The organism is Qipengyuania nanhaisediminis, assembly GCF_900115585.1.
GTDB classification, from domain to species: Bacteria; Pseudomonadota; Alphaproteobacteria; order Sphingomonadales; family Sphingomonadaceae; genus Qipengyuania; species Qipengyuania nanhaisediminis.
The window spans coordinates 430,925-453,660 of record NZ_FOWZ01000001.1 but is presented as its reverse complement, the minus strand read 5'-3'; the positions used below and the strand labels follow the sequence as shown (position 1 = coordinate 453,660).

The 22,736-nt window shown below is 62.0% G+C and carries 22 protein-coding genes and 1 tRNA gene; 14 read left to right on the top strand and 9 right to left on the bottom strand.

The genetic code is table 11. From position 1 onward, the window contains the following. The first annotated feature begins 2 nt into the window (after positions 1 to 2). From purH to BM173_RS02235, 6 genes are all read left to right on the top strand, one after another. Positions 3 to 1,589 carry a bifunctional phosphoribosylaminoimidazolecarboxamide formyltransferase/IMP cyclohydrolase gene (gene purH, locus BM173_RS02260; RefSeq protein WP_090476917.1) on the top strand — a complete coding sequence of 529 codons (1,587 nt, stop codon included), beginning with the start codon at positions 3 to 5 and terminating at the stop codon, positions 1,587 to 1,589. A 219-nt stretch (positions 1,590 to 1,808) separates the two neighbouring features. Next, the gene (gene msrA / locus BM173_RS02255) at positions 1,809 to 2,489 is read left to right on the top strand and encodes a peptide-methionine (S)-S-oxide reductase MsrA (protein WP_090476916.1); all 681 of its coding nucleotides are present in this window, start codon (positions 1,809 to 1,811) and stop codon (positions 2,487 to 2,489) included. A gap of 36 nt (positions 2,490 to 2,525) precedes the next feature. Continuing rightward, positions 2,526 to 2,993, top strand: coding sequence for a Fur family transcriptional regulator (locus BM173_RS02250; RefSeq protein ID WP_090476914.1), 468 nt, complete (start codon positions 2,526 to 2,528; stop codon positions 2,991 to 2,993). Positions 2,994 to 3,074: 81 nt separating this feature from the next. After that, positions 3,075 to 4,997, top strand: coding sequence for a 1-deoxy-D-xylulose-5-phosphate synthase (gene dxs / locus BM173_RS02245; protein WP_090476912.1), 1,923 nt, complete (start codon positions 3,075 to 3,077; stop codon positions 4,995 to 4,997). 6 nt (positions 4,998 to 5,003) lie between these two features. Beyond that, positions 5,004 to 5,426 (top strand): hypothetical protein, encoded by a 423-nt coding sequence (locus BM173_RS02240; protein WP_090476910.1) that lies wholly within the window; start codon positions 5,004 to 5,006, stop codon positions 5,424 to 5,426. A gap of 86 nt (positions 5,427 to 5,512) precedes the next feature. Next, positions 5,513 to 6,310 (top strand): crotonase/enoyl-CoA hydratase family protein, encoded by a 798-nt coding sequence (locus tag BM173_RS02235; RefSeq protein ID WP_090476908.1) that lies wholly within the window; start codon positions 5,513 to 5,515, stop codon positions 6,308 to 6,310. Position 6,311: 1 nt separating this feature from the next. Here BM173_RS02235 and BM173_RS02230 read toward each other — a convergent pair whose 3' ends face one another. The 5 genes from BM173_RS02230 to BM173_RS02210 all read right to left on the bottom strand — a co-directional run bounded on the left by BM173_RS02230 (position 6,312) and on the right by BM173_RS02210 (position 12,064). After that, positions 6,312 to 6,989, bottom strand: coding sequence for an NnrU family protein (locus BM173_RS02230; RefSeq protein WP_090476906.1), 678 nt, complete (start codon positions 6,987 to 6,989; stop codon positions 6,312 to 6,314). 54 nt (positions 6,990 to 7,043) lie between these two features. Further along, entirely contained in the window at positions 7,044 to 7,553 is a 510-nt protein-coding gene (locus BM173_RS02225) for an FKBP-type peptidyl-prolyl cis-trans isomerase (RefSeq protein WP_342741965.1), read from the bottom strand. After that, positions 7,550 to 8,929, bottom strand: coding sequence for an amidohydrolase family protein (locus BM173_RS02220; RefSeq protein WP_090476904.1), 1,380 nt, complete (start codon positions 8,927 to 8,929; stop codon positions 7,550 to 7,552). The genes BM173_RS02225 and BM173_RS02220 overlap by 4 nt, the downstream gene beginning before the upstream one ends. Beyond that, entirely contained in the window at positions 8,926 to 10,296 is a 1,371-nt protein-coding gene (locus BM173_RS02215; RefSeq protein WP_090478371.1) for an amidohydrolase, read from the bottom strand. The genes BM173_RS02220 and BM173_RS02215 overlap by 4 nt, the downstream gene beginning before the upstream one ends. Before the next feature lie 103 nt (positions 10,297 to 10,399). Next, the gene (locus BM173_RS02210; protein ID WP_090476902.1) at positions 10,400 to 12,064 is read right to left on the bottom strand and encodes a peptide MFS transporter; all 1,665 of its coding nucleotides are present in this window, start codon (positions 12,062 to 12,064) and stop codon (positions 10,400 to 10,402) included. Between the two features lie 209 nt (positions 12,065 to 12,273). Here BM173_RS02210 and BM173_RS02205 point away from each other — a divergent pair, with 209 nt between their 5' ends. From BM173_RS02205 to BM173_RS02170, 8 genes are all read left to right on the top strand, one after another. Next, positions 12,274 to 12,615 carry a GntR family transcriptional regulator gene (locus BM173_RS02205; RefSeq protein WP_090478369.1) on the top strand — a complete coding sequence of 114 codons (342 nt, stop codon included), beginning with the start codon at positions 12,274 to 12,276 and terminating at the stop codon, positions 12,613 to 12,615. Between the two features lie 157 nt (positions 12,616 to 12,772). Further along, positions 12,773 to 13,054 (top strand): integration host factor subunit beta, encoded by a 282-nt coding sequence (locus tag BM173_RS02200; RefSeq protein ID WP_090476900.1) that lies wholly within the window; start codon positions 12,773 to 12,775, stop codon positions 13,052 to 13,054. A gap of 67 nt (positions 13,055 to 13,121) precedes the next feature. Next, positions 13,122 to 13,206, top strand: a tRNA-Leu gene (locus BM173_RS02195). Positions 13,207 to 13,368: 162 nt separating this feature from the next. Then, positions 13,369 to 13,998 carry a PilZ domain-containing protein gene (locus tag BM173_RS02190; RefSeq protein WP_090476897.1) on the top strand — a complete coding sequence of 210 codons (630 nt, stop codon included), beginning with the start codon at positions 13,369 to 13,371 and terminating at the stop codon, positions 13,996 to 13,998. A gap of 98 nt (positions 13,999 to 14,096) precedes the next feature. Continuing rightward, the gene (locus BM173_RS02185; RefSeq protein WP_090476895.1) at positions 14,097 to 15,659 is read left to right on the top strand and encodes an NAD(P)/FAD-dependent oxidoreductase; all 1,563 of its coding nucleotides are present in this window, start codon (positions 14,097 to 14,099) and stop codon (positions 15,657 to 15,659) included. A gap of 7 nt (positions 15,660 to 15,666) precedes the next feature. Beyond that, entirely contained in the window at positions 15,667 to 16,074 is a 408-nt protein-coding gene (locus tag BM173_RS02180; protein WP_245755730.1) for a GtrA family protein, read from the top strand. 55 nt (positions 16,075 to 16,129) lie between these two features. Beyond that, entirely contained in the window at positions 16,130 to 16,603 is a 474-nt protein-coding gene (locus BM173_RS02175; RefSeq protein ID WP_090476893.1) for a GtrA family protein, read from the top strand. Further along, on the top strand, positions 16,603 to 18,396 hold the full coding sequence (locus BM173_RS02170) for a hypothetical protein (protein ID WP_090476891.1): 1,794 nt from the start codon (positions 16,603 to 16,605) through the stop codon (positions 18,394 to 18,396). The genes BM173_RS02175 and BM173_RS02170 overlap by 1 nt, the downstream gene beginning before the upstream one ends. 6 nt (positions 18,397 to 18,402) lie before the next feature. On the opposite strand, the gene msrB is transcribed toward BM173_RS02170, so the two are convergent. The 4 genes from msrB to BM173_RS02150 all read right to left on the bottom strand — a co-directional run bounded on the left by msrB (position 18,403) and on the right by BM173_RS02150 (position 22,697). Further along, the gene (gene msrB, locus BM173_RS02165) at positions 18,403 to 18,897 is read right to left on the bottom strand and encodes a peptide-methionine (R)-S-oxide reductase MsrB (protein ID WP_090478364.1); all 495 of its coding nucleotides are present in this window, start codon (positions 18,895 to 18,897) and stop codon (positions 18,403 to 18,405) included. A 96-nt stretch (positions 18,898 to 18,993) separates the two neighbouring features. Continuing rightward, positions 18,994 to 20,331, bottom strand: coding sequence for a cytochrome P450 (locus BM173_RS02160; RefSeq protein WP_090476889.1), 1,338 nt, complete (start codon positions 20,329 to 20,331; stop codon positions 18,994 to 18,996). Positions 20,332 to 20,481: 150 nt separating this feature from the next. Next, positions 20,482 to 21,702 carry an ABC transporter permease gene (locus BM173_RS02155; protein ID WP_090476886.1) on the bottom strand — a complete coding sequence of 407 codons (1,221 nt, stop codon included), beginning with the start codon at positions 21,700 to 21,702 and terminating at the stop codon, positions 20,482 to 20,484. Beyond that, positions 21,699 to 22,697 (bottom strand): ABC transporter ATP-binding protein, encoded by a 999-nt coding sequence (locus BM173_RS02150; protein WP_245755729.1) that lies wholly within the window; start codon positions 22,695 to 22,697, stop codon positions 21,699 to 21,701. Before BM173_RS02150 ends, BM173_RS02155 begins: the two co-directional genes overlap by 4 nt. Positions 22,698 to 22,736 lie beyond the last annotated feature (39 nt).

Sequence of the window (22,736 nt, the reverse complement as noted above, 5' to 3'; positions counted from 1 at the left end):
ACTTGGCTGATGTGGCAATCAAACGGGCACTGCTTTCGGTGTCCGACAAGAGCGGATTGGTGGAACTGGGCACCGCGCTGGCTGGCAAGGGCGTGGAACTGGTCTCGACCGGCGGCACGGCCAGGGCGCTACGCGAGGCCGGCCTCGAAGTGAAGGACGTCTCCGATCTGACCGGTTTTCCGGAAATGATGGATGGCCGGGTCAAGACGCTGCATCCCATGGTCCATGGCGGCCTTCTCGCCGTGCGGGACAACCCCGAACACGCCGCCGCCATGGAGGAGCACGCGATCGGGGCGATCGATCTCGTCGTGGTCAATCTCTATCCCTTCGAGGCGACCGTGGCCAAGGGAGCGGAGCGTGACGAGATCATCGAGAATATCGATATCGGCGGTCCTTCGATGGTGCGTAGCGCCGCCAAGAACCACCAATATGTGACGATCGTCACCGATCCTGCCGACTACGAAATGCTGATCGGCGAGCTTGATCAAGGTGGCGCTACCTCGCTCGAATTCCGCCGGAAATGCGCTGCAAAGGCCTTTGCGGCCACGGCAGCCTACGACAGCATGATCAGCCAGTGGTTCGCTTTCGCCGACCAGGGTGAAACCTTTCCCGGCATGCTGGCCGTCAACGGCAAGGCCCCGGTCGAATTGCGTTACGGCGAAAATCCGCACCAGAAAGCGGCGCTTTACACACCTGTCGGCCCGCACGCGAAAGGCATCGCACAGGCGGAACAGCTGCAGGGCAAGGAGCTCAGCTACAACAATTACAACGACGCCGACGCCGCGCTCGAACTGTGCGCGGAATTTGCGGGCGGCGACCCGGCAGTCGTCATCGTCAAGCACGCCAACCCTTGCGGCGTGGCGCAGGCATCGACCCTGATCGAGGCGTGGAATGACGCGCTCGCGTGTGACAGCGTTTCGGCCTTCGGCGGCATCGTCGCGGTCAATACCGAGCTCGACGGAGAAACGGCTGCGGCAATCTGCGAGATTTTCACCGAGGTCGTGATCGCTCCTTCTGTCAGCGACGAGGCGCGCGAGGCTTTTGCAAAGAAGAAGAACCTTCGCCTGCTCGTTACCGGCGACCTGCCCGATCCGCGTCGCGGCGGATTGATGGTCAAGCCCATCACCGGCGGCCTCCTCGTTCAGACGCGCGATAATGGCGCGATCAGCGAAGCCGATCTGAAAGTCGTCACACAGCGCCAGCCGACGGAGCAGGAGTTGAAGGATTGCTTCTTCGCTTGGACCGTTGCGCGGCACGTGAAATCCAATGCGATCGTCTATGCCAAGGACGGCGCCACCGCCGGAATCGGGGCAGGTCAGATGAACCGCCGCGATTCGTCGCGCATCGCCGCGATGAAGGCTGCGGAGGCCGCCGAGAAATACGAGTGGTCCCAGCCGCGGACGGTCGGCAGTGCAGTGGCGTCGGATGCATTCTTCCCCTTCGCCGATGGCCTGCTGGCCGCGGCGGAAGCAGGGGCGACGGCTATCATCCAGCCCGGCGGATCGATCCGCGATGACGAGGTTATCGCCGCCGCCGACGAGAAGGGTCTCGCGATGGTGTTCACGGGCATGCGCCACTTCCGTCACTGATGCGCGGGCTGATCGCCTGAACGAATTACAACCATCGCATTAACTATGTTGCAATCGGTGTGCCTGTAACCAGATGGCCAGGCACACCGAAAGACATCGCATGAACCTGTTTACCCCTGACCTCTATCGCAATTTCGGCATCGGCTTCATTGCCGGTGCGCTCGTCGTCGCCGCTTCGAACGGAGAGGCGCTGCTAGCAGCTATTCCGGCGCTGTTCTGATGCGCAAGGTTGCCGCCCTCGTTGCCGCAGCCGCCCTGTTCGGGGCAAGCGCATGCCAGCAACCGGCTTTCGCCGCCGAGCGGGTCGTCGAAGCGCCTGCCGCCTCGCGCATTGCCAAGGAAGGCTCCGGCCTCAAGACCGCCATCTTTGCCGGCGGGTGTTTCTGGGGTGTGGAGGCCGTGTTCAGCCATACCAAGGGCGTCACCAGCGCGGTTTCAGGCTATCACGGCGGCACCAGACGCCAGGCGGACTACAAGCTGGTATCCTCCGGCATTACGGATCATGTCGAAGCGGTGAAGGTCACCTACGACCCCCGCGTCGTGCGCTATGACGAGTTGTTGCGCATCTTCTTCTCGGTCATCGCCGATCCGACGTTGAAGGATCGCCAAGGTCCGGATCGCGGCGCACATTACAACGCAGAGCTTGTTCCGCTTTCAGCCGAACAGCGCGCTGTCGCCTCGGCCTATCTGTCTAAGCTGAAGAAAAGCGGTCTCTGGTCACGCCCGATCGTGACTTCGATAGAACCTGCGAAAACCTTCTATCCTGCCGAGACTTACCATCAGGATTTCGCCGCGAAAAACCCGCGACATCCGTATATCGTCCGCTGGGATGTGCCCAAGGTGTCGGCGCTGAAGCGGCTCTACCCCTCGCTTTACCGGGCAAAGTTCAGGCGCAACTAACTTGCACCTTGGCGGGTGGGCGCTTACCTCCCTCCCATGGCCCAGCACGCACATTCCCATAAGGAACATTCCGGCGAAGACCTGGTCGATGCCGCTCGTCACACGCTCACTGATGCGGGCGAGCAATGGACCGGTATGCGCCAGTCGGTTTTTGAAGAGCTTTCCCGCCACGAAAAACCGGCGAGCGCTTACGACATCGCCGACAATCTTTCGGCCGCGCGGGGCAAGCGCGTGGCCCCCAACAGTGTCTATCGCATCCTCGACCTGTTTGTGCGCAACAATCTCGCCAACAGGATCGAGAGCGCCAATGCCTATCTCGTCAACACGCATCCGGGCTGTCGCCACGATTGCATTTTCCTGATCTGCGACGATTGCGGCAAAGCCCTGCACATCGACGACGACCGGGTGACCGGCGCGCTTCGCGAAGCAGGCAAGGACGCCGGTTTCGTCGACGTCCGCCCGGTGGTCGAACTGCGCGGCCTGTGCGACGAGTGCGGCGCCTGAAGGCTTCTGCCGCCAGGCCGTGCATGACTTGCGACAAGCCGTTCATCGACAGTTGTGAAAACGCCGTGTAAGGCACTCGCCATGACGACGCGCCCCGATACGCCGCTGCTGGATACAGTCGATACTCCGGCTGACCTTCGCAAACTCGATAAATCCCAGCTGCGCCAGCTCTCCGACGAGCTGCGCGCGGAGATGATCGATGCCGTCGGCACGACCGGTGGCCATCTTGGCTCGGGCCTCGGCGTGGTCGAGCTTACGGCGGCCATCCATTATGTTTTCGATACGCCGACCGACAAGCTCGTCTGGGACGTCGGACACCAGTGCTATCCGCACAAGATCCTGACCGGGCGGCGCGACCGGATCCGCACCCTGCGCCAGGGTGGCGGCCTTTCGGGCTTCACCAAGCGCGCAGAAAGCGAATACGATCCTTTCGGTGCGGCGCACTCCTCTACCTCGATCAGCGCGGCACTGGGCTTTGCCATGGCCAACAAGATGCAAGGGCGTCCCGGTCGCGGCATCGCGGTAATCGGCGACGGCGCGATGAGCGCGGGCATGGCCTATGAGGCGATGAACAACGCCGAACAGGCCGGCAATCGACTGGTCGTGATCCTCAACGACAACGACATGTCGATCGCTCCGCCGGTCGGTGGCCTCTCTGCCTATCTCGCGCGCATGGTGTCGAGCAGCGAGTACCTCGGACTTCGTTCGATGGCATCGAAGATCGCCCGCAAGATGGGCCGCCGCGTGTGGGGCGGGCTCGAAAAGGCGGAAGAATATGCCCGCGGCATGGTTACCGGCGGGACGATGTTCGAAGAACTCGGCTTCTATTACGTGGGGCCCATCGACGGGCACAATCTCGACCACCTGATTCCGGTGCTGGAGAATGTGCGCGACAGCGAACAGGGCCCTGTCCTGATCCATGTCGTGACGCAAAAGGGCAAGGGCTATGCGCCTGCCGAAAACAGCGCCGACAAGTATCACGGTGTCGCCAAGTTCGACGTCGTGACCGGTGAGCAGAAGAAATCTTCGGGCGGTCCGCCCGCCTACCAGAACGTCTTCGGCGAAACTCTGGCCAAGCTCGCTAATGACGACCCGCGTATCTGCGCGATTACCGCCGCCATGCCCAGCGGCACGGGGGTCGACAAATTCGCCAAGGCGCATCCCGACAAGGCCTTCGACGTGGGCATTGCCGAACAGCACGGTGTGACCTTTGCTGCGGGACTTGCGGCCGAAGGCATGCGTCCGTTCGCGGCGATCTATTCGACCTTCCTCCAGCGCGCCTACGACCAGGTCGTCCATGACGTCGCGATCCAGAACCTGCCCGTGCGCTTCGCCATCGACCGCGCTGGCCTCGTGGGCGCCGATGGCTGCACCCATGCCGGCAGCTTCGACATCACCTATCTCGCCACCCTGCCCAACATGGTCGTGATGGCCGCCGCCGACGAGGCGGAGCTGGCGCATATGACCTATACCGCGGCCGAATATGACGAGGGCCCCATAGCCTTCCGCTATCCGCGCGGCGCGGGTGTGGGCGTGAAAATCCCGGAGAAGCTCGAGAAGCTGGAGATCGGCAAGGGCCGCATCGTGCGTGAAGGTACGAAGGTCGCCATCCTCTCGCTCGGCGCGCGTCTCGAAGAGGCGAAGAAGGCTGCCGACCAGCTGGAGGCCAAGGGCCTTTCGACCACAGTTGCCGACATGCGTTTTGCCAAGCCGCTCGACACTGCCCTGATCGAGAAACTGATGCGCAGTCACGAAGTAGTCGTGACCGTCGAGGAGGGTGCAATCGGCGGCCTGGGCGCACATGTGCTGACCTTTGCCTCGGACGAGGGCCTTACCGACAGCGGCCTCAAGGTCCGCACCATGCGCCTGCCCGATATTTTCCAGGACCAGGACGATCCGGCCAAGCAATATGACGAGGCCGGTCTCAATGCGCCGCAAATCGTCGACACCGTGCTCGGCGCGCTTCGCCACAATTCCGCAGGTGTCGAAGAGGCGCGGGCTTAGCATTGCATGGGGGAAGCGTTTGGCATCCCCGAATGGCTGGCGATGTTGCTATGGGTCGCGACGGGCTTGATCGTCGCGATGGCCTATGGCTATTGGAGCCTTAAGCGCTCGCACGAGCGTGTTGCCGCAAGCCGGCCGAACCTCGCCAAGGACCAATTTATCGCCGCCATGGCTCCGGACTGCACGGACAAGGTTTCGAGATTCTTGTGGGATCAAGCGATCCAGTACGTCGAGCCCAGGCTCACTCCGCACCCTGACGACGATCTGATCCTCGACCTGAAAATCGACGATGATGATCTTGCCATGGACTGGCCGCGAGAGTGGGCGGAGCGGGAAGGGTTCCACCACAGCAATTTGCCAGACTGGCCAGACGGTTGGTCCAGCACAATTCGCAACTTTGGCCGTTGGTTGGACATGGGCCCGCAATAGGCAATGTCGTTTTGGACTCGATCCGTGGCTGGGGTGACGACAAAGGCGGCTAGTGCCATGGGTAGGTCCGAAAGGATTATCAGCTCATGAGCCTGCTCCAGATCGATACCGACAACCACATCACCACACTCACGCTGAACCGGCCCGACAGCATGAACCCGCTGGGTGCGGCAGGGGACGGCGACGCTTTCGTCGCCGCGTGCGAGGCGATCAACGCCGACATGGACGTGCGCTGCGTCATCCTGACCGGGGCAGGGCGGGCATTCAGTGCCGGCGGCGACATCAAGGCGATGAAAGAGAAGACGGGCAATTTCGGGGGTACCGCGCCCGAGATCGCCGATGGCTATCGCAACAACATCCACAAGATCCTGCGCGCGCTGTATTCGCTTCGCGTGCCGCTTGTCGCGGCGGTCAACGGTCCCGCGATCGGCCTGGGCTGCGACCTCGCCTGCCTCGCCGATATGCGGATTGCGAGCGAGAAGGCGAAGTTCGGCGTCACGTTCCTGAAGCTCGGCATCATTCCGGGCGACGGAGGCACGTGGATCCTGCCGCGTATCATCGGTGAGGCGCGTGCGGCGGAGCTGTTTTACACCGGCGACGTGATCGATGCCGGAACCGCTCTCGACTGGGGGCTGGTGAGTAGGGTTGTCGAGCATGATGTCCTGATGGATGAGGCGCAGACACTCGCCGCCAAGGTCGCAGCCATGCCCCCGCATGCCCTACGTCAGGCTAAGAACCTCATGCGGCAGGGGCGTTCGACGACTTACGACGCGGCGCTCGAGATGGCCGCCAATGCGCAGGCGCTGATGCATTCGACGCGGGATCACATGGAAGGCGTCGACGCCCTGATCGAAAAGCGCGCGCCGAAGTTCACCGGAGACTAGGTCAGCCGATCCAGCGCCATACCCCTGCCGGTATTCCGCCTGCGTGGATGTGGCTCCAGCTGATCAGAAGCCAGACTGCGATACCTGCAACCCAGAGGCCGACGCCCGCCTTCGGCAGATTGCTCCAACGCGGCCAGTAGCTCGTGCGGGCCTCCCAGTGTTGCCAGGCTTCGCCCATCAGGACTTCCTTCTTTCGATCCTGCATCCGCGCGCCGACGAGAGCCAGGACGAGGATGGAAATGGCGACTATATTCGTGCGCCAACTCCACCACAGGACGATGTGGCTCACCGCCCACAAGGCGAAACCCCACATCATCGGATGGCGGGTCACCAGGTAGACGCCGCCCGGGTCTCTTTCGGCAAATTTCTCTGCGCCGGGTGCCGGGGAGGCAGGATTACCCCTCAGCGAGCCAAGGAACAACACCAGCGCGGGCAGCGTCAGTGCGGTCGCGATGATCCAGCCGATTGCGCCGCTACCGCCCAGGCCGCCGGAAGTAACGCTGGTGAAAGCGAAATACATCCAGACCATGCACGCCGCCGCGACCAAGCTGTAGAGCGCCATGAAGCCCCCTGAGCCGAGCAGCCGCACAAGCGTGCCGCGCAGCGGGTGCGACAATGCGAAATGTGTCCCGACAAAAGCGGTCGACGCGGCGATCAGCGAAACGAGAGCGGTATCCATGGCTATCTCCCCAGCCGGAGCAAGGTAAGTAGCAAATAAAAACCTATCTGGCAATCACTGGCTTTCGATGCCCAGCAATTCGACCTTGAAGACAAGTGTCGCGCCGCCCGGGATCGGACCCTTGCCCTTCGCTCCGTAGGCCAGGTCGGCGGGTGCCGCGATCTCGATCGCATCGCCGACACGCATCTCGGGAATGGCCATTTGCCATGCCTTTATGAGGCGCCCCAGGGGGAAGGTAACAGGCTCTCCCCGGTCATAGCTGGAATCGAACGTTTCCCCGTCGATGAACATGCCCGCATAGTGGACGGTGACCCGGTCGGCGACAGTCGGCTTGGCGCCGCTGCCCGCATATTCGAGATAGCGCCAATAAAGACCACCATCCATGTATCGCCAGCCATCTTCCGGCGCGAGATTGGCAAGATAGGCCTGCTGCGCGTTCATCCAGGCGATATCCTGCGAACGGTCGGGCGGGCTATCCTGCGCAACCGCCGTGTATGTTCCGACTGCGGCGAAGGCGGCCGCTACGGCAAAGGCCATGCCGCGCATTTCCTTGGGAATGCTCACCAGTCGTAGGCCTCCGGCAGGGTGCTTTCATCGAGCTCGCGATATCGATCGCGCAGGCGGCTCTGATGGTTTTCGAGTGGCTGCTCGATCCCGTCGATATAGACCCGCACCACCGATGACCCGACTTCGAGCGGATCGCCGTCCCAAATCACCAGGTCGCCATTGGCGCCAAGCGCAAGGACGCCGGCCTTGCCGCCCATTCCGCTGATTTCGGCAGGGACCGAGGTGATCGCTGCGAATGCCTGACCCCAGCTAAGCCCGTCGGCACCCGGCATGCGTGTCAGCGCGACCAGATTGCCCGCATACTGGTTGAGATTGCGCGGATTCTCCATGGCTGAGGCGTTGATCGCAACCTTCACGCCCGCCTTTACCATGCGTCCGATATTCGATTGGGTGCTGGCCAGCTGATCGAAGCCTTGCGGCAAATCGTCGAGGCCGTCGGCAATGACTGGAATACCCGATGCGGCGATGTCGCTAGCCACCAGCCAGCCTTCGCTCGCGCCCACCAGGACCATGTCTAGGCGCGGGAACTCCTTCTTCAGGGCCAGCGCGCTGCGAATATCGGCGGCCCGCTCCACCATGACGTAGAGCGGCTGCTCCCCGCGTGCGACCGGCACCAGTGCTGCTGCGTCGAACCGGGTCAGAAGGACGTCGGACGCGCGATCGCGCGACGTGCGTGCCATGCGGCTGTCGATACCGATATCGTCACCCTGGCGCGAAGTGCCTGCGCTACCGGTGCTCCGGATCGTACCGCTGCGTTCGAACTCGCCTGCTTCGAGGAGGGCATTGCGGAAGAGGGCTTGCGCCGAGGTCCTGCTGCCGCCCGAGAGGCGTGCACCGCCTTCTCCCAGCTCGACGACCTGGAATGCGCGTGGCTTCGTGACTGCATTCGCGTCCGACCCAAGGTCGATGATCGCGCCCTGACCTGCGAAGATCGACCCGCTCGCAGAGCCGACCACTGCGGCGCGCGTGATGCCCGCCGCACGGTGGATGAGGATGTGCTGCGAGGCAGGATTGATCACCGGTGCCACGTCGAGCGCGGCGCTGAATGGCGAGCCACCAGCGCGAATATCGTTGGATTCGCTTACCGCTCCGACGTCCCACAACCCGAGGTTTGTGACCGTCGCGAAAAGTCCCGGCGTAACCCAGCGACCTTCCCCGTCGATAATTGCGGACTGCGGCGCGGTGGGCATATTCGCAGCGCTTCCCGCGTAAACCACCTTCCCGCCTTGCAGGACCACCGCACCGTTTTCGACCGGTTCGGAGCCGTCACCGGTCGCAACGGTCACGCCGGTGATGGTTACGTCCTGTGCCGCCAGGGGAAGAGCGGAAGCGAGCGCTGCGAGGCTCGCTGTGAATGTCAGCGCGCGCTTCATTTCACGTCTCCTTCACCCGGCTGGCCGAGCTCGAAGTCGCTCACCGGCCGACGCTTGCGGTCCATGGCATCGAACAGCAATGCGCCATCCACCCAGACCTTTTCGGGGCGCGAATAGACGCTGAGGGGATCACCGTTCCACAGGACCACGTCGGCCATCTTGCCCGGCTCGAGGCTGCCGGTCATCGCGTCGATGCCCATGGCCTTGGCGGGGTTGAGGGTGATCCAGCGGATGACCTGCGCATCGGAGATATCGATCCCGACGCGCGCACCGGCAGCCTGTGCCTTCGCCGCTTCCTGGTTGAGACGCTGGATTCCGTTAGCATCGTCGGAGTGGATAACGACGCAAGCATCTTCGCGCTGGAGGTAGGCCGCGTTCTCGAGAATGCCGTCGTAGGCTTCCATCTTGAAGCCATACCAGTCGGCCCATATCGCGCTGCACACGTCGTTTTCGCGCAGGAGATCGCCGATTTTGTAAGCTTCGACTGCGTGGTGAAACGCGCTCACCTTATATCCCATCTCCTTGGCCATATCCATGACCAACGCCATCTCGTCAGCGCGGTAGCAGTGATTGTGGACGAGGATTTCGCCGTCGAGAACGCCCTTCAATGTTTCCTTCGCAAGGTCGCGCTTCTTGCCGTCATAGGCCTTCGCATCGAGCCAGGTCTGGCGATTGACCGCAAAATTGCCCATGCGGGTCGAGGGCATCCGGCCGCGATTTCCGTAGACGCGTTTCGGGTTCTCGCCGCAGGCCATCTTGAAGCCATAGGGCGCGCCGGGGAACTTCATGCCCTGCACGGTGCGCGATGGCACGTTCTTCAGCGTCGCGCTGCGTCCGCCCATGAGGTTGGCCGAGCCGGGCAGGACCTGGAGGCTGGTCACCCCGCCATTCGCCAGAGCGCGGGCAAAGCCCGGGTCCTGCGGCCAGACGGAATGTTCTGCCCAGACTTCCGGGGTGGTCGGGCTGGTGGCCTCGTTACCGTCGGAATGCGCATCGACGCTAGGCGTCGGATAGTCGCCGAGGTGGGAATGGATGTCGATAATACCCGGCGTCACGAACTTGCCCGTTCCGTCGAACACCGCGATGTCGGCCGGAACCGGTGTGTCGGGGCCCCCGATCGAGACGATCTTGCCGCCGCTGAAGAAGACCGTTCCGTTGTCGATCCTGCCACCCACACCGTCGTAGATGGTCGCGCCGACCAGTGCCGTGGGCGCACCCGGATAGGGCTCATACGTCGACGGGAACGGCGTGTCGGTGGTCGCCTGCGACGCGCTGGCGCTCTCGGCTTCCGCGGTCCCGGTGGTGGAACAGGCGGCGAGAGCGATGGCAAGCGCACCTGCGGCGATGGTCTGGAGCTTTGTTGTCATGGGTGCCTTCATGCCGTGAGACTTCGGATTTGCAAATATGGCGCGCAAAGAAAAAGGGCGCGGATTTCGCCGCGCCCTTTTCGTCAGTGTTGCAACTGAACGATCAAACGTCGTTGCGGGTCGCCGGGTGGACGCCTGCAGCCTGCGGCTCGGCCGGGAATTCCGACTGGCCTTCCAGATCGTCGTCGATGGACTCGTCCTTGATCGTGTCGAGATGCATCAGCTTCTTGATCAGCGGGCTGACGACCATGACGCCGACACCGATCGCGACGGCAAACCAGCCGACGGTCGAGTAAACGTCGAGGACGACCTGCTTGCCGGCTTCCTCGCCAACGCCCTCTGCACCGGTTGCCGCGGCGATCAGGCCGGCAGCGAAGTTACCCGTGGCCGAAGCGAAGAACCAGGTACCCATGATGAGCGAAGCCATGTGGGCCGGGCTCAGGCGGTTCATCGCCGAAAGGCCGACCGGCGAAAGGCAGAGCTCGCCGGTGGTGTGCAGCAGGTAGATGAGGAAGATGAAGATGACCGGCGTCGGCACGTTCACGCCAACGCTTTCAGCGCCCCAGACAAGAACCAGAAAGCCGAGGCCGACCTGGATCACGGCAAGGCCGAACTTGAGCGGGGTGCTCGGCTCGGCACCCTTGCGGGCCAAGCCCTGCCACAGCATCGCGAAGAGCGGCGCCAGGAGCACGATGTAGATCGCGTTGATCGACTGGAACATCGAGGCGTTGACGCCCTGAGTATCGACGTGACGGTCGGTAAACAGGTTCAGCGACGAACCGGCCTGTTCGAACAGCGCCCAGAAGACGATCGAAGTCAGGATGAGGAACATGGCCGCGAAAATGCGGTCGCGTTCTTCGCTTGGCAGCTTGGTGACTGCGGTGAAGAGCACGTAAAGCACGAGGCCGCCACCGAAGGCGCCGAGAACGTATCCGACCATTTCCTGGTACTGGATTGCAGCCCAGCACAGGGCGACCATCGCAAGGCCGGCACCGTAGATGCCCCATTCCTTGCCGCCCTTGATCTTGGACGGATCCTTGGGCTCGCCCTTGCCGAGAAGCAGCGGCTTGCCGAGGACGAAGAACACGAGGCCCAGCAGCATGCCGAAGCCGGCGAGGCCGAAGCCGTACTGCCAGCCATAGGTCTGGCCGAGATAGCCGCAGATGATCGAGGCGGTGGCCGCGCCGACGTTAATGCCCATGTAGAAGATGGTGTAGGCCGGGTCGCGGCGAAGGTCGGTGCGCGAGTAGAGCTGGCCGACGATGACCGAGATGTTCGCCTTGAGGAAGCCCGAGCCCACGATGATGAGGGCAAGCGCCAGCCAGAAGACATTGATCATCGGGTCGGCCTGGCCGCCGCCGCCTTCGAAGGCCATGAAGAAGTGGCCGAAGGTCAGCAGGACGGCGCCGAACAGGACAGCCTTGCGCTGGCCGATGTACTGGTCGGCGAGATAGCCGCCCACGACCGGCGTAATGTAGACCAGCGCCGTGTAGGCGCCGTAGATGACCGAAGCCTCGCTATCCGAGAACAGCCAGTGCTGGACGAGGTAGAAGATGAGCAAGGCGCGCATGCCGTAGTAGGAAAAACGCTCCCACATTTCGGCCATGAACAGCAGGAACAGACCCTTGGGGTGTCCCAGAACCTCTGCCTGCGGGCGCGTGACCAGCACGCTGCCCCCGATAAGGAACGCGGCCAAAGCGATGACGGCGATCCAGAAAGCCCACATTTCGAACATGGAGTCGAAAGTGAAGAAGAGACCTTCGATCATTAGTGTGAAATCCTTATTGTCCCTGAGGGACGCGCAGCTGCGCCTGCCCTCCCCGAAGAAGCGCGCACCCTAGCGCTATCTGCGCTCATGTGAAGCCTTAGTTACAAACGCTACCAGCTTGTTGGGGGTGTGACGGAAGAAATCCGGGAACCTTGCGCGCCGCGCTGTATTATGGCACTGAAGCACTATTCGCCAACCGGGGACCGGCCATGAGCAACCAGACCAAGCCCGTTTATCTCAAGCTGCGTGACCAGATCGCGGCTGCAATCATCGACGGGCGCTACCAGGAAGAGGAAATGCTTCCCTCGGTCCGGGCTCTTGCTGCCGAACAGGGCGCCAATCCGCTCACCGTTGCGAAGGCTTACCAGCAATTCCAGGCGGACGGGCTGGTCGAAGTCCAGCGCGGTGTCGGCATGTATGTGGCGCGCGGTGCCGCCGAGAAGCTGCGCAAGCGCGAGAAAGAGACCTTCCTTTCGCAAGAGTGGCCAGAAATCACTGCGCGGATAAAGCGCCTCGGCCTTAAGCCGGACGAGCTTCTGGCTGCAGTTTGAGGCGCTGATGTCCCGCTAAGCTACGGGCGGGCATTAACAATTGCTATCTTATCAGGGTTCTGGCAGGGTTTCCCGCGTTGTGCAGGGGGTCAGGCATGACGTGAGGGCGCATATCATAATCTGCATCGCGCGGGGCGCGATCGAGGGAGCCTGAAAAATGATTCGATCCGAACTTCTTGCTGCGCTGGCAGACGACAATCCGGACCTGCGCCCTGAAGAGGTCGAACAGGTAGTCGATATCTTCTTCGAAGAACTTGCCCAGCGCCTTTCCGAAGGTGGCCGCGTGGAACTGCGTGGTTTCGGTGCCTTCTCCACCCGTGAGCGCCAGGCACGCCAGGGCCGTAATCCCCGCACCGGCGAAATGGTCGATGTCCCCGCCAAGCGGGTGCCCTATTTCAAGCCGGGCAAGGATATGCGGGAAAATCTCAACAAGAACTAACCGGGGCTCGCCCCGCCTTCGCGATTGCGAGGGCCGAAGCTTCGTTCTAGGCACCCTCGCCAGACGTGCGGGTGTGGCGGAATGGTAGACGCCGGGGACTTAAAATCCCCTGTCCTCTGGACGTGTGGGTTCGAGTCCCACCACCCGCACCATATCCCTGACATCACCGTCCATGCATAGCGGCTGCCATTTGCGCAACGCCTTTATCCAGGTGTTAATACCTACTGCTTTACTAGAGCCCTTCAAAGGGGCGCTAAGCCAAGACTCGTTCCGGCCAATTGGGGACTGCCGGATTCTTGGGAGAATGTGTGAGCATGGATTATACATCGGGCATCGGGACGCGTGCCGGGACTGGCTATGTCGATAGCGAGCAGCGGGGGGCTCCGCGATACACATCGCTCATCAGGTCTGCCAAGCTGGTGTGCGGCCAGGGAGAATTCCTGTGTGTCGTGCGGGACGTGTCATCGACGGGCATCTCGCTGCGCGCATTCCACAGCTTGCCGACCGACCCAACTCTCGCGCTCGAGCTGCAAAACGGCGAATCCTTCGAGATCAAGCAGGTCCGGTCCTCCGGCCTTGAAGGCAGTTACCGGTTCGACAAGCCGGTGGTCGTGGAACGCCTCGTCCATGAGACCTGGAACTTCCCCAAGCGACAACTGCGCCTCAACATCACGATCCCGCTGACGATTTCCTCCCTTACCCAGAAGGCCGAGGCAGTCACTCTCAACATCTCGCAGCAGGGCGCGCGCATCGAATGCGACAGCGTCTTTGCGCTGGACCAGACTGTGCGCGTGGAAGGTGAAGGTTTCCCCGAAACGCAGGCGAAGATCCGCTGGCGCAGGGATTCGAATTACGGTCTCGTGTTCGAGAATACATTCTCGCTGCGCGAATTTGCACTGATGGCGGCGTCGGTCCAGTGCCCGACCATGCTGGAGCCGCAATAGCCGGTTCAGTACGGCAAATTCACGGCGTCCGAGACACTTTTTAACGAATAGCTAACCATTTTCATTCACTTCCGGCTATAGAGATGCCGGGGGTTTCAATGAATAGTGTCAACACGCCGCTCAAAGTCGACGTAGCGATCATCGGTGCGGGGCCTGCGGGCCTGACGGCAGCCTACCTGCTGACTAAGCAGGGTAAGTCGGTCGCGATTATCGAAAAGGATCCGACTTACGTCGGCGGCATCAGCCGGACCGTGGAGCACGAAGGCTATCGCTTCGACATCGGCGGGCACCGCTTCTTTTCGAAGAGCTCGCAAGTCGTCGACATGTGGAACGAGATCCTCGGCGAGGACGATTTCATCCAGCGCCCCCGCATGAGCCGCATTTATTACGAAGGGAAGTTCTACAGCTATCCGCTGAGGGCCTTCGAGGCTTTGTCCAACCTTGGCATCCTGCGCTCGACCGCCTGCATGGTCTCCTACCTTCGCTACAAGCTCTTCCCGATCAAGGAGGTGAAAAGCTTCGAGGACTGGACCACCAACCAGTTCGGCAAGCGCCTCTATTCGATCTTCTTCAAGACCTACACCGAGAAGGTGTGGGGCATGCCGTGTGACGAGATGAGCGCGGACTGGGCAGCCCAGCGCATCAAGGGCTTGTCGCTCTGGAGCGCTGTTGTCGATGGTCTCAAGCGCAGCCTTGGTCTCAACAAGAAGCCCAATGACGGTATGGCGACCAAGACGCTGCTGGAAACCTTCCGCTACCCGCGCCTTGGCCCCGGCATGATGTGGGAAGCTGCGCGCGACAAGGTTCTGGCAAGCGGACATGGCCATCTCTTCATGGGCCACGAACTGTCGCAGCTCTCTGCCGATGGCAAAGGGGGGTGGCGCATGAGCGCGCGAGGCGATGGCGGCGAGGTCGTCATCGAAGCGGACCATGCAATCAGCTCCGCCCCGATGCGTCAGCTGGCGAAGCGCCTTCACCCGCTGCCGGAGAGCACGATCCAGGGCAACGATCTTAAGTATCGTGACTTCCTCACCGTCGCGCTCATGGTCGAGGGAGAGGACCTCTTCCCCGACAACTGGATCTACATTCACGACAGCAAGGTACAGGTCGGCCGCGTGCAGAACTTCCGTAGCTGGTCGCCGGAAATGATCCCCGACCCGGATATGGCGTGCGTGGGTCTCGAGTATTTCTGCTTCGAGGGCGACGGGCTGTGGTCGATGGACGATGCGGACCTGATTGCCCTGGCAACCGATGAAATGGAAGCGCTCGGACTGGTGGACCGAAATAAGGTCAAGAGTGGTGCAGTCGTCCGCCAGGAAAAGGCGTATCCCGTCTATGACGAAGATTACGCCAGTAATGTCGAGGCGATGCGGGCCGAACTGGAAGCGAAGCACCCCACTCTCCATCTCGTCGGCCGCAATGGAATGCACCGCTACAACAATCAGGATCACGCCATGATGACGGCCATGCTCACCGTCGAGAACATTCTGGCGGGCGAGCGGATTTACGATACCTGGTGCGTCAATGAAGATGCGGAATACCACGAAGCGGGCGATGAAGGCGCGGAGACTTCTCTACCGAACCGGACGATAAGCGCCGATCAGGCCGCAGCGCTGGCCTCGGTCCGCGACGTGCCGGAGCGGGTCAAGAAATCCGCCTGACCATGAATTGAGCGGGCTTTTCCATCGCATTTTCCAGTGGCGGCTGGCCCGCTACATGGTGGCGAGCTTTGCCGGCACGATTGTCGATCTCGGCGGCTTCCTCTTGCTGTATGCAAACGGAATGGCACCGGTTGGCGCTGCGACCGCAAGCTACATTCTGGGTGTAGCGATCCACTGGATCGTATCGAGCCGCTTCGTGTTTGCCGATCGGCTCGCAAGGCCGGGCATGGCGCGGGGCGCCCAGCAGGTGCTCTTCGTGCTATCGGCCCTCGCCGGTCTCGCAATTACGGCAGGCATTGTCTGGTTCGCCGGCGAGGCCGAGGTCGATCCCCGGATTGGGAAACTGGTGGCGATGGGCGCAAGCTTCCTTGCCGTCTGGACTATTAGGCTGCTGTTCGTGTTTCGCCCCGATTGATCCCGGTATTACTTCAAATGGCTGGCGCCCGGCGCGAATTTGCGTTTTATTTACCATGATTTGCGAAACAGGCTTGCTGCACGAACGTGCGGCGCCGATCGCGATAGGGGGCAGATTGATCGAATTGCTGGCACGGCTGCGGGATATCCGCCTGGTTCGCTACGGATTGGCGAGCATCGGTGCGCTTGCCGTGGACATGGGCTTTTTCCTGCTCTTGCTGGCAGGGGGAATGTCCTCGCCATTGGCTGCAGCTGCGGGCTATTCGCTCGGCATTATCGTTCACTGGCTCATGTCCAGCAGGGCCGTATTCCAGGATAGCGTTGCACAGCGCGGTGCGGGACGCGGACGCCAGAAGGTCCTGTTCGTCGCCTCCGCTCTCATAGGCCTTGCCCTGACGACCGGCATCGTCTGGGCCGGAGAGCGATCGGGTGTGGATCCCCGGCTGGCCAAGATGGCTGCGATCCTCGTCAGCTTCCTCGTTACATACCTGTTGCGCAAGACGATCGTTTTCAGCCGGGCGCTACCCTGATGGACGAAGACCGCCGCCTGCGAGCAGACAAGCATCCTGTGTTCTGGGTGATTGCCATCTGGCTTCTGGGCGTCGCGTTCCTGAGCGTGCTTGCATATCCCTATATCATCGAGCGGCGTTTTCCCGGGCCTGACGATGTCTTGCGCCTGGTTCAGGTGCGTGACCTCCTGGCCGGTCAAAACTGGTTTGATCTGCAGCAATACCGCATCAATCCGCCGGACGGCGTGGCGATGCATTGGTCGCGCATAGTGGATATTCCCCTCGCGCTTTCGATCCTTGCGCTGCAACCGCTTGTCGGCACCGCGACGGCCGAATGGGTCGTCGCCCTCGTACTGCCGTTACTGCTGTTGCTGGCCATATTCCTGGTCGTTTCCCGCCTTGCCTGGCGCCTGCTCGGCAGGAGCGCGGCGATCATGTCTGTGCTCGTCCTTACCCTGTGGTCGAGCTTCATGATGCAGATGCAGCCGCTGCGCATCGACCACCACTCATGGCAAATACTGAGCGTCGCCATCGCTCTCTGGGCAATTTCATGGCGCAAGGCGGCTAGCGGAGGAGCGGTCGCCGGTATTGCCATGGGCGTGGGCGTCATGGTCTCGCTGGAAGTCTTGCCGATGGTCGCCGCTTTCGGTGGCGTGCTCGCACTTCGATGGGCGAGGGATTATCGCAATCGGGCGTGGCTCACCGCCTATATGCAGGCGCTGGCGTTGACGATGGTCATAACCTTCGCACTGACGAGAGGGCTGCCCGGGGCTTCGGTATATTGCGACACGATTGCGTTGCCGCACGTGGGATTCTTCGTGATCGCAGCCCTGGGAACAGGAGTGATCGCCGCGTTGCCGAAATTGCCCCTCGCCGTTCTGGTTTTCCTTTTTGGAATAGTCGGTGCGTTGGGGTTGGGCTTTATCGCGCTGGCCGGCCCGCAATGCTTTACCGCCCCCTTCGGTGTGCTCGACCCCCTCGTGAACGAGTTCTGGTACTCGAACGTGCGCGAAGGAATGCCGATCTGGGAGCAGAAAACCGACAGCGGTCTGAGGGGCGCGGTCCAGATGCTGCTGGGGCTGGGTACCTGCGTGCTGCTAGTACTCAGAAAGCGGGACTGGCAACGGACCTGGTGGATCGAGCATCTGCTGCTGCTTGTCGTGGCTTGCCTCGCCACCATTGCAACCTTCCGTTCCTTGTATTTCGTCGCCGTGATCGCTGCGGTGCCGATCGGATGGGCGGCGAGCGTCGCAATCCGAATGGTGCTGGAGGGCGGTACCCTGCCGAAGCGGGCAGGCGCGGCGCTACTGACGTATTATGTCTTGCTTCCGGGCGGCATCGTGACACTCGGCGCGACCTTCTTGGGCAAACAGGACACGCTCGTGACGCAGGAAAGCCATTCGGACATAGTGGAGCTGAGGGAATCCGCTTGTGATCTCGGGCGCAGCACGACGGGGCTTGCCGCACTGCCAAAGTCGACGATTTTTGCGCCGCTGGACGTGGGGCCATTCATCCTGCTCAACACCCCGCATTCGGTCGTTGCCAGCGGTCACCATCGTGCGAATTTCGCGATGCGCGACGTTCTCGCTGGAATGATGTCGCCACCCGATGAAGCACGACGGCTGGTGGCGCGGCACCAGGCGGATTTCGTTGTCATCTGCACGGATATTGCCGAGCCCCACACGCTGGCGAATGCCGGTGGTGAGCAAAGTCTTGCCGTGACGCTCTTGGCAGGAGATCCGCCCGACTGGCTCGAGCCGGTAGACCTCGATGGCCCCGAGGCTTTGAAGGTTTGGCGCGTGCTCCCCTACTGACGAAAGTCAGGCCGGACGAAAATCCATCGCGACGCCATTGATGCAATGACGCTTCCCGGTCGGGCGCGGGCCGTCGCTGAAGATGTGCCCGAGATGCCCTCCGCAGTCGGCGCAATGCACTTCGGTGCGGGGGTAACCGAGTTTGAAATCCCGGCTTGTGCCGACAGCCCTCTGGTCGACCGGCGCCCAGAAGCTCGGCCAGCCGGTTCCGGAATCATACTTGGTCTTGGAACTGTACAGAGCATTGCCGCATCCCGCGCATACGAAGACCCCGGCGCGCTTTTCGTCGTTGAGGGGGGACGAGTAAGGCCGTTCGGTACCTTCCTGCCGCAGGACGTAGAATTCGCTTTTGGTCAGCTTGCTGCGCCATTGGGCTTCGCTCAGCGAGACGGGGAAGCTCTTGGCCTCGGCCCGGCCGGACCCGCAGGCCGCGAGAGCTGCAAAGCTCGCTGTTGCACCGATCCAGCCGAGAAAGCCCCGGCGCGAAGGTATGTTGGTCATGGCGTCGTTCCGTTTCATGCGCGAATGATAGACCTGCGCACCTGAACTTACGCTTGAAACGGCAGAAAGGTTACGAAGCGCTGCGGCGCATCACCGTCAGAATTCGGTGATTTCGACCTCGAGCTTGCGGAACCCATGGACGAAGTTCGCCCGCACGCGCTCGATGTCGCCGGCCACGTGGACCCGCATGCGGCGCTTGTGCAGTTCTTCGAGCAGGACGCGCAGCTGCAGCTCTGCCAGGCGGGCACCGACGCAGCGGTGGATGCCGTAGCCGAAAGCGATGTGGCGACGGGCGTTCTCGCGCTCGATATCCAGCTTGTCGGGGTTCTCGAACACCTGCTCGTCGCGATTGGCGCTGAGATACCACAGCACCACCTTGTCTCCCTTCTTGATCTGCTTTCCGAAGACCTCGGTGTCTTCGGTGCAGGTGCGGCGCATATGCGCGAGCGGGGTCTGCATGCGCAGGATTTCCTGCACGGCGTTGGGAATGAGGTCGGGGTTCTGTTCGAACTTCTTGCGCTGGTCGGGGTTCTTGTCGAGCTGGTAGATGATACCGCTCATCGAATTGCGGGTCGTGTCGTTGCCGCCGACGATCAGCAGCACCAGATTGCCCATGAATTCCTCGGGCCGCATCTGGTTCATCGCTTCGGAGTGGATCATCATGGAGATGAGGTCGTCGCCCGGCTCCTTGTCCATCGTGCGTTCGACCCACAGCGACTGGAAGTAAGCCCCCATTTCGTGGAGGAAGCTCCAGCGCATCTCGTCGAGCTCGCGAACGCTGGCGAGTTCGGTATCGCCCGACCAGTCAGACCAGAAGGTCAACAGGCGACGGTCTTCCCAGGGGAAGCCGAACAGGATCGCAAGCATGCCGGTGGTCAGTTCGATCGATACCTTGTCGACCCAATCGAAGACTTCCCCGCGCGGCAGGGAGTCTAGCAATTCGCCGGTGCGCTGCCGGATCTCGCCTTCCATCTCGGCCATGCCGCTCGGCGTGAACTTGGGAGCGACGGTGCGCCGTTGGCCCGTGTGCTGCGGCCGGTCCATGGCGATGAACATCGGCAATTCGCGCCGGTCGACACCGCTTTCGGCCAGCTCTTCTTCGGTAAGACGGTTGAGGATCGTGATGCCGCCATATTCCCAGCTGGACGAGAATATCTCGGGCAAGGCTTCGATATGCTGGATCGCCTTGTGCTGCACGACCGCCCAATAGGGGCCGAAGGGGCTATCTTCGATATAATGCAGCGGGCCGGCTTCGCGCATCTCCTTGAAGATCGGCTGCCAGGTGTTCTCGTAATAGATATCGCTCCGGCTGACGTCCCACTTGTGCGTGTGCTGGAGCCGCTGTTCCGGATGCTCTTCGAAGTGCCTGGTCAGCGCTTCGTAGGCTGTCGGGCTCGAACGGACTTCGGGTCGCTGCGGGGCGATGGTGGCCATATCTCTCTCCGTTTTGGCGGACTCTTTGGCGAGTCTCTGCCGTTATCCTCTGCGGTGCATCCTGAACTAACTGACATGCGTGTCAATAGTGCGTTGCAAAACGGAACCTAAATCGCCCCCCTTTCGCAAGATTGCATCAATGCGACGCAATTACGGGCGCGTAGCCCTGCGCAAGGAAAAGCGTGACTTCGCCGTGCCGCCTCCGGTGCCCGACTTCATGACCAGCTTGCGGAACAGGCCTGACCCGGTGCGCACGAAAATCGCGACCCAAAGCAGCTGCCAGGCAAGTGCTGCGGTATGGGTCCAGAGGACCGGCGACTGTGCCGCGCGGGCAACCATCGCATAGGGCGAGGAGACCGGGAAAAGCACCGCGAAGATCTCCGCCGCCGAGCCGGGATCGCTGAGCGAGTAGGTGGCGAGGAAGAACACGGCGAGTTGCAGGATCGTTGCCGGCATCGACAGCGTCTGCACATCGCGCACGGTCGGAGCCATCGAACCGATCGTGAGGAAGATCGAGCCGATCAAAAGATAGGCCGTGGCGAAATAGGTCACGAACAGGATCACGAAGAGCGGCCAACCCACGGCAGGCTCGGGTATTGGGCCGAGCGCGGCGCTGCCGAGGGTCAGGACCAACAGCGCAATGCCGCCCCATACCGCGATGCCGACGAAACTGACCGCCAGCATGGCGAAAAGCTTGCCATAGAAAACCGCTTCCATCGGAATGGCCGCAGCAAGGATTTCGATGATCTTGTTGGCTTTCTCCTCGACGAGGTTGGAAAGGACCATGCCGGCCAGAAGCATCGTCAGGAGGAACAGGAGCGTGATCGCCCCGGTGGCGGTCGCCGTCTGGGCGCTACGGATTGTCGCGACGCTGGTTTGCGTCGGCGAGAGGTTCACTTCCGGCAATTCCGCACTCGAACCGCCAAGCGCCTGCGCAGAAAGCAGGGCGACCTCACCCTGCCACCGTGCGATCCGTTCCTCGGTACCCGTCAATTGCGGGGTCTCGAGCGACCCTGTCAGGACCGCGCCGAAATTGTCCGATTTGTCGGCAAGCAATTCGGCCGCATCTCTTCGGTCGCTTTCCGGGACTGTCACGATCGCTGGCAGGCCTACCGCTTCGGCCAGATGCTCATGCGCCCTTGCGAAGGCGGCATTCTCGGCATTGGACAGGGCTACTGCCAGTTTGGGTGGATCGGAACTCTCTGCAGCCTTGGCGCCCAGTGCACCGGCGGTCGCACTGATCGCTCCGAAGAAGATTGGGCCGAGCAGGAAGAAGAGGAAGGCCTTGGAGAACAGGATTGCCCTGAAATCCCGCCGCGCCATGACCAGCGCCGCGCGCCAGAGCGGAAGCCTGCTTGCATTGTCGCTCATGCCAGATCTCCTGCCGCGTCTTCATCGAGTGCGCGCGCCGCGGCTTCACCGGCAATCTCCACGAAGGCATCGTGAAGACCGGCCCGTTCTATCGATAGCGAGAGAATGCCTGCGCCTCCCTCTATGAGCCGTTTGAGCAGCTCTTCGATCCCGCTCTCGGGCACGGGGAAATACCAGAAATGGCCACCATGCGCCTTCGCGTCGTGGCGGGCATCGTCGGGTAGGGCAGATCTCCATTCGCCGCCGCCATTGGCTGTCTCCAGTCGCACTTGCGCGGGGATTCGGTCGCGTGCAGCGTCCACCGATCCGGCATAGGGCACCTTGCCGCCCGCGATGATCGCCACGTCGTCGCAAAGCCTTTCAGCGTGGTGGATGACGTGGGTCGAAAAGATAACCGTCGTCCCGTCATCCGCCAGCTCGCGGATCATGCCTTCGAGCTTACCCTGGTTGATGGCATCGAGACCGCTGAAGGGTTCGTCGAGCACTACCAGTTTCGGCTTGTGGACCAGGCTTCCGAGCAGTTGCACCGTCTGCGCCATGCCTTTGGACAGCTGGCGGATCTGGCGGTCGATGGCGTGGCCAAGGCCGTGCGCTTCCATCATCTCGCGCCCGCGCCGCTTGCCTTCCTCGACAGGCAGGCCGCGCAAGGCACCGAGGAAACCGATGGCTTCATCGCACTTCATCGCAGGATAGAGGCCGCGCTCCTCGGGCAGGTAACCGATCAGGCGCGCTATCTCGTGGGGGCGTTCATGGCCGAAAATGCGGCGCACCCCCTCGTCGGGATCGATAATGCCGAGCAGCATGCGCAGGGTGGTCGTCTTGCCCGCTCCATTGGGCCCAAGAATGCCGTAGATCGCGCCTTCAGGGACGCTGATATCTACTCCGTCGACGGCGAGTGTATCGTCGAACCGCTTGACCAGGCCCTTTGCTTCTATGGCAAGTGGGGGCGACGTGTCGGTCAGGGGTCGCGGCATGGCGTTCGGCTCGGTAAGCATGCATCAGCGTTAACCGCGCCGAGTGAACGGGAGCAACAG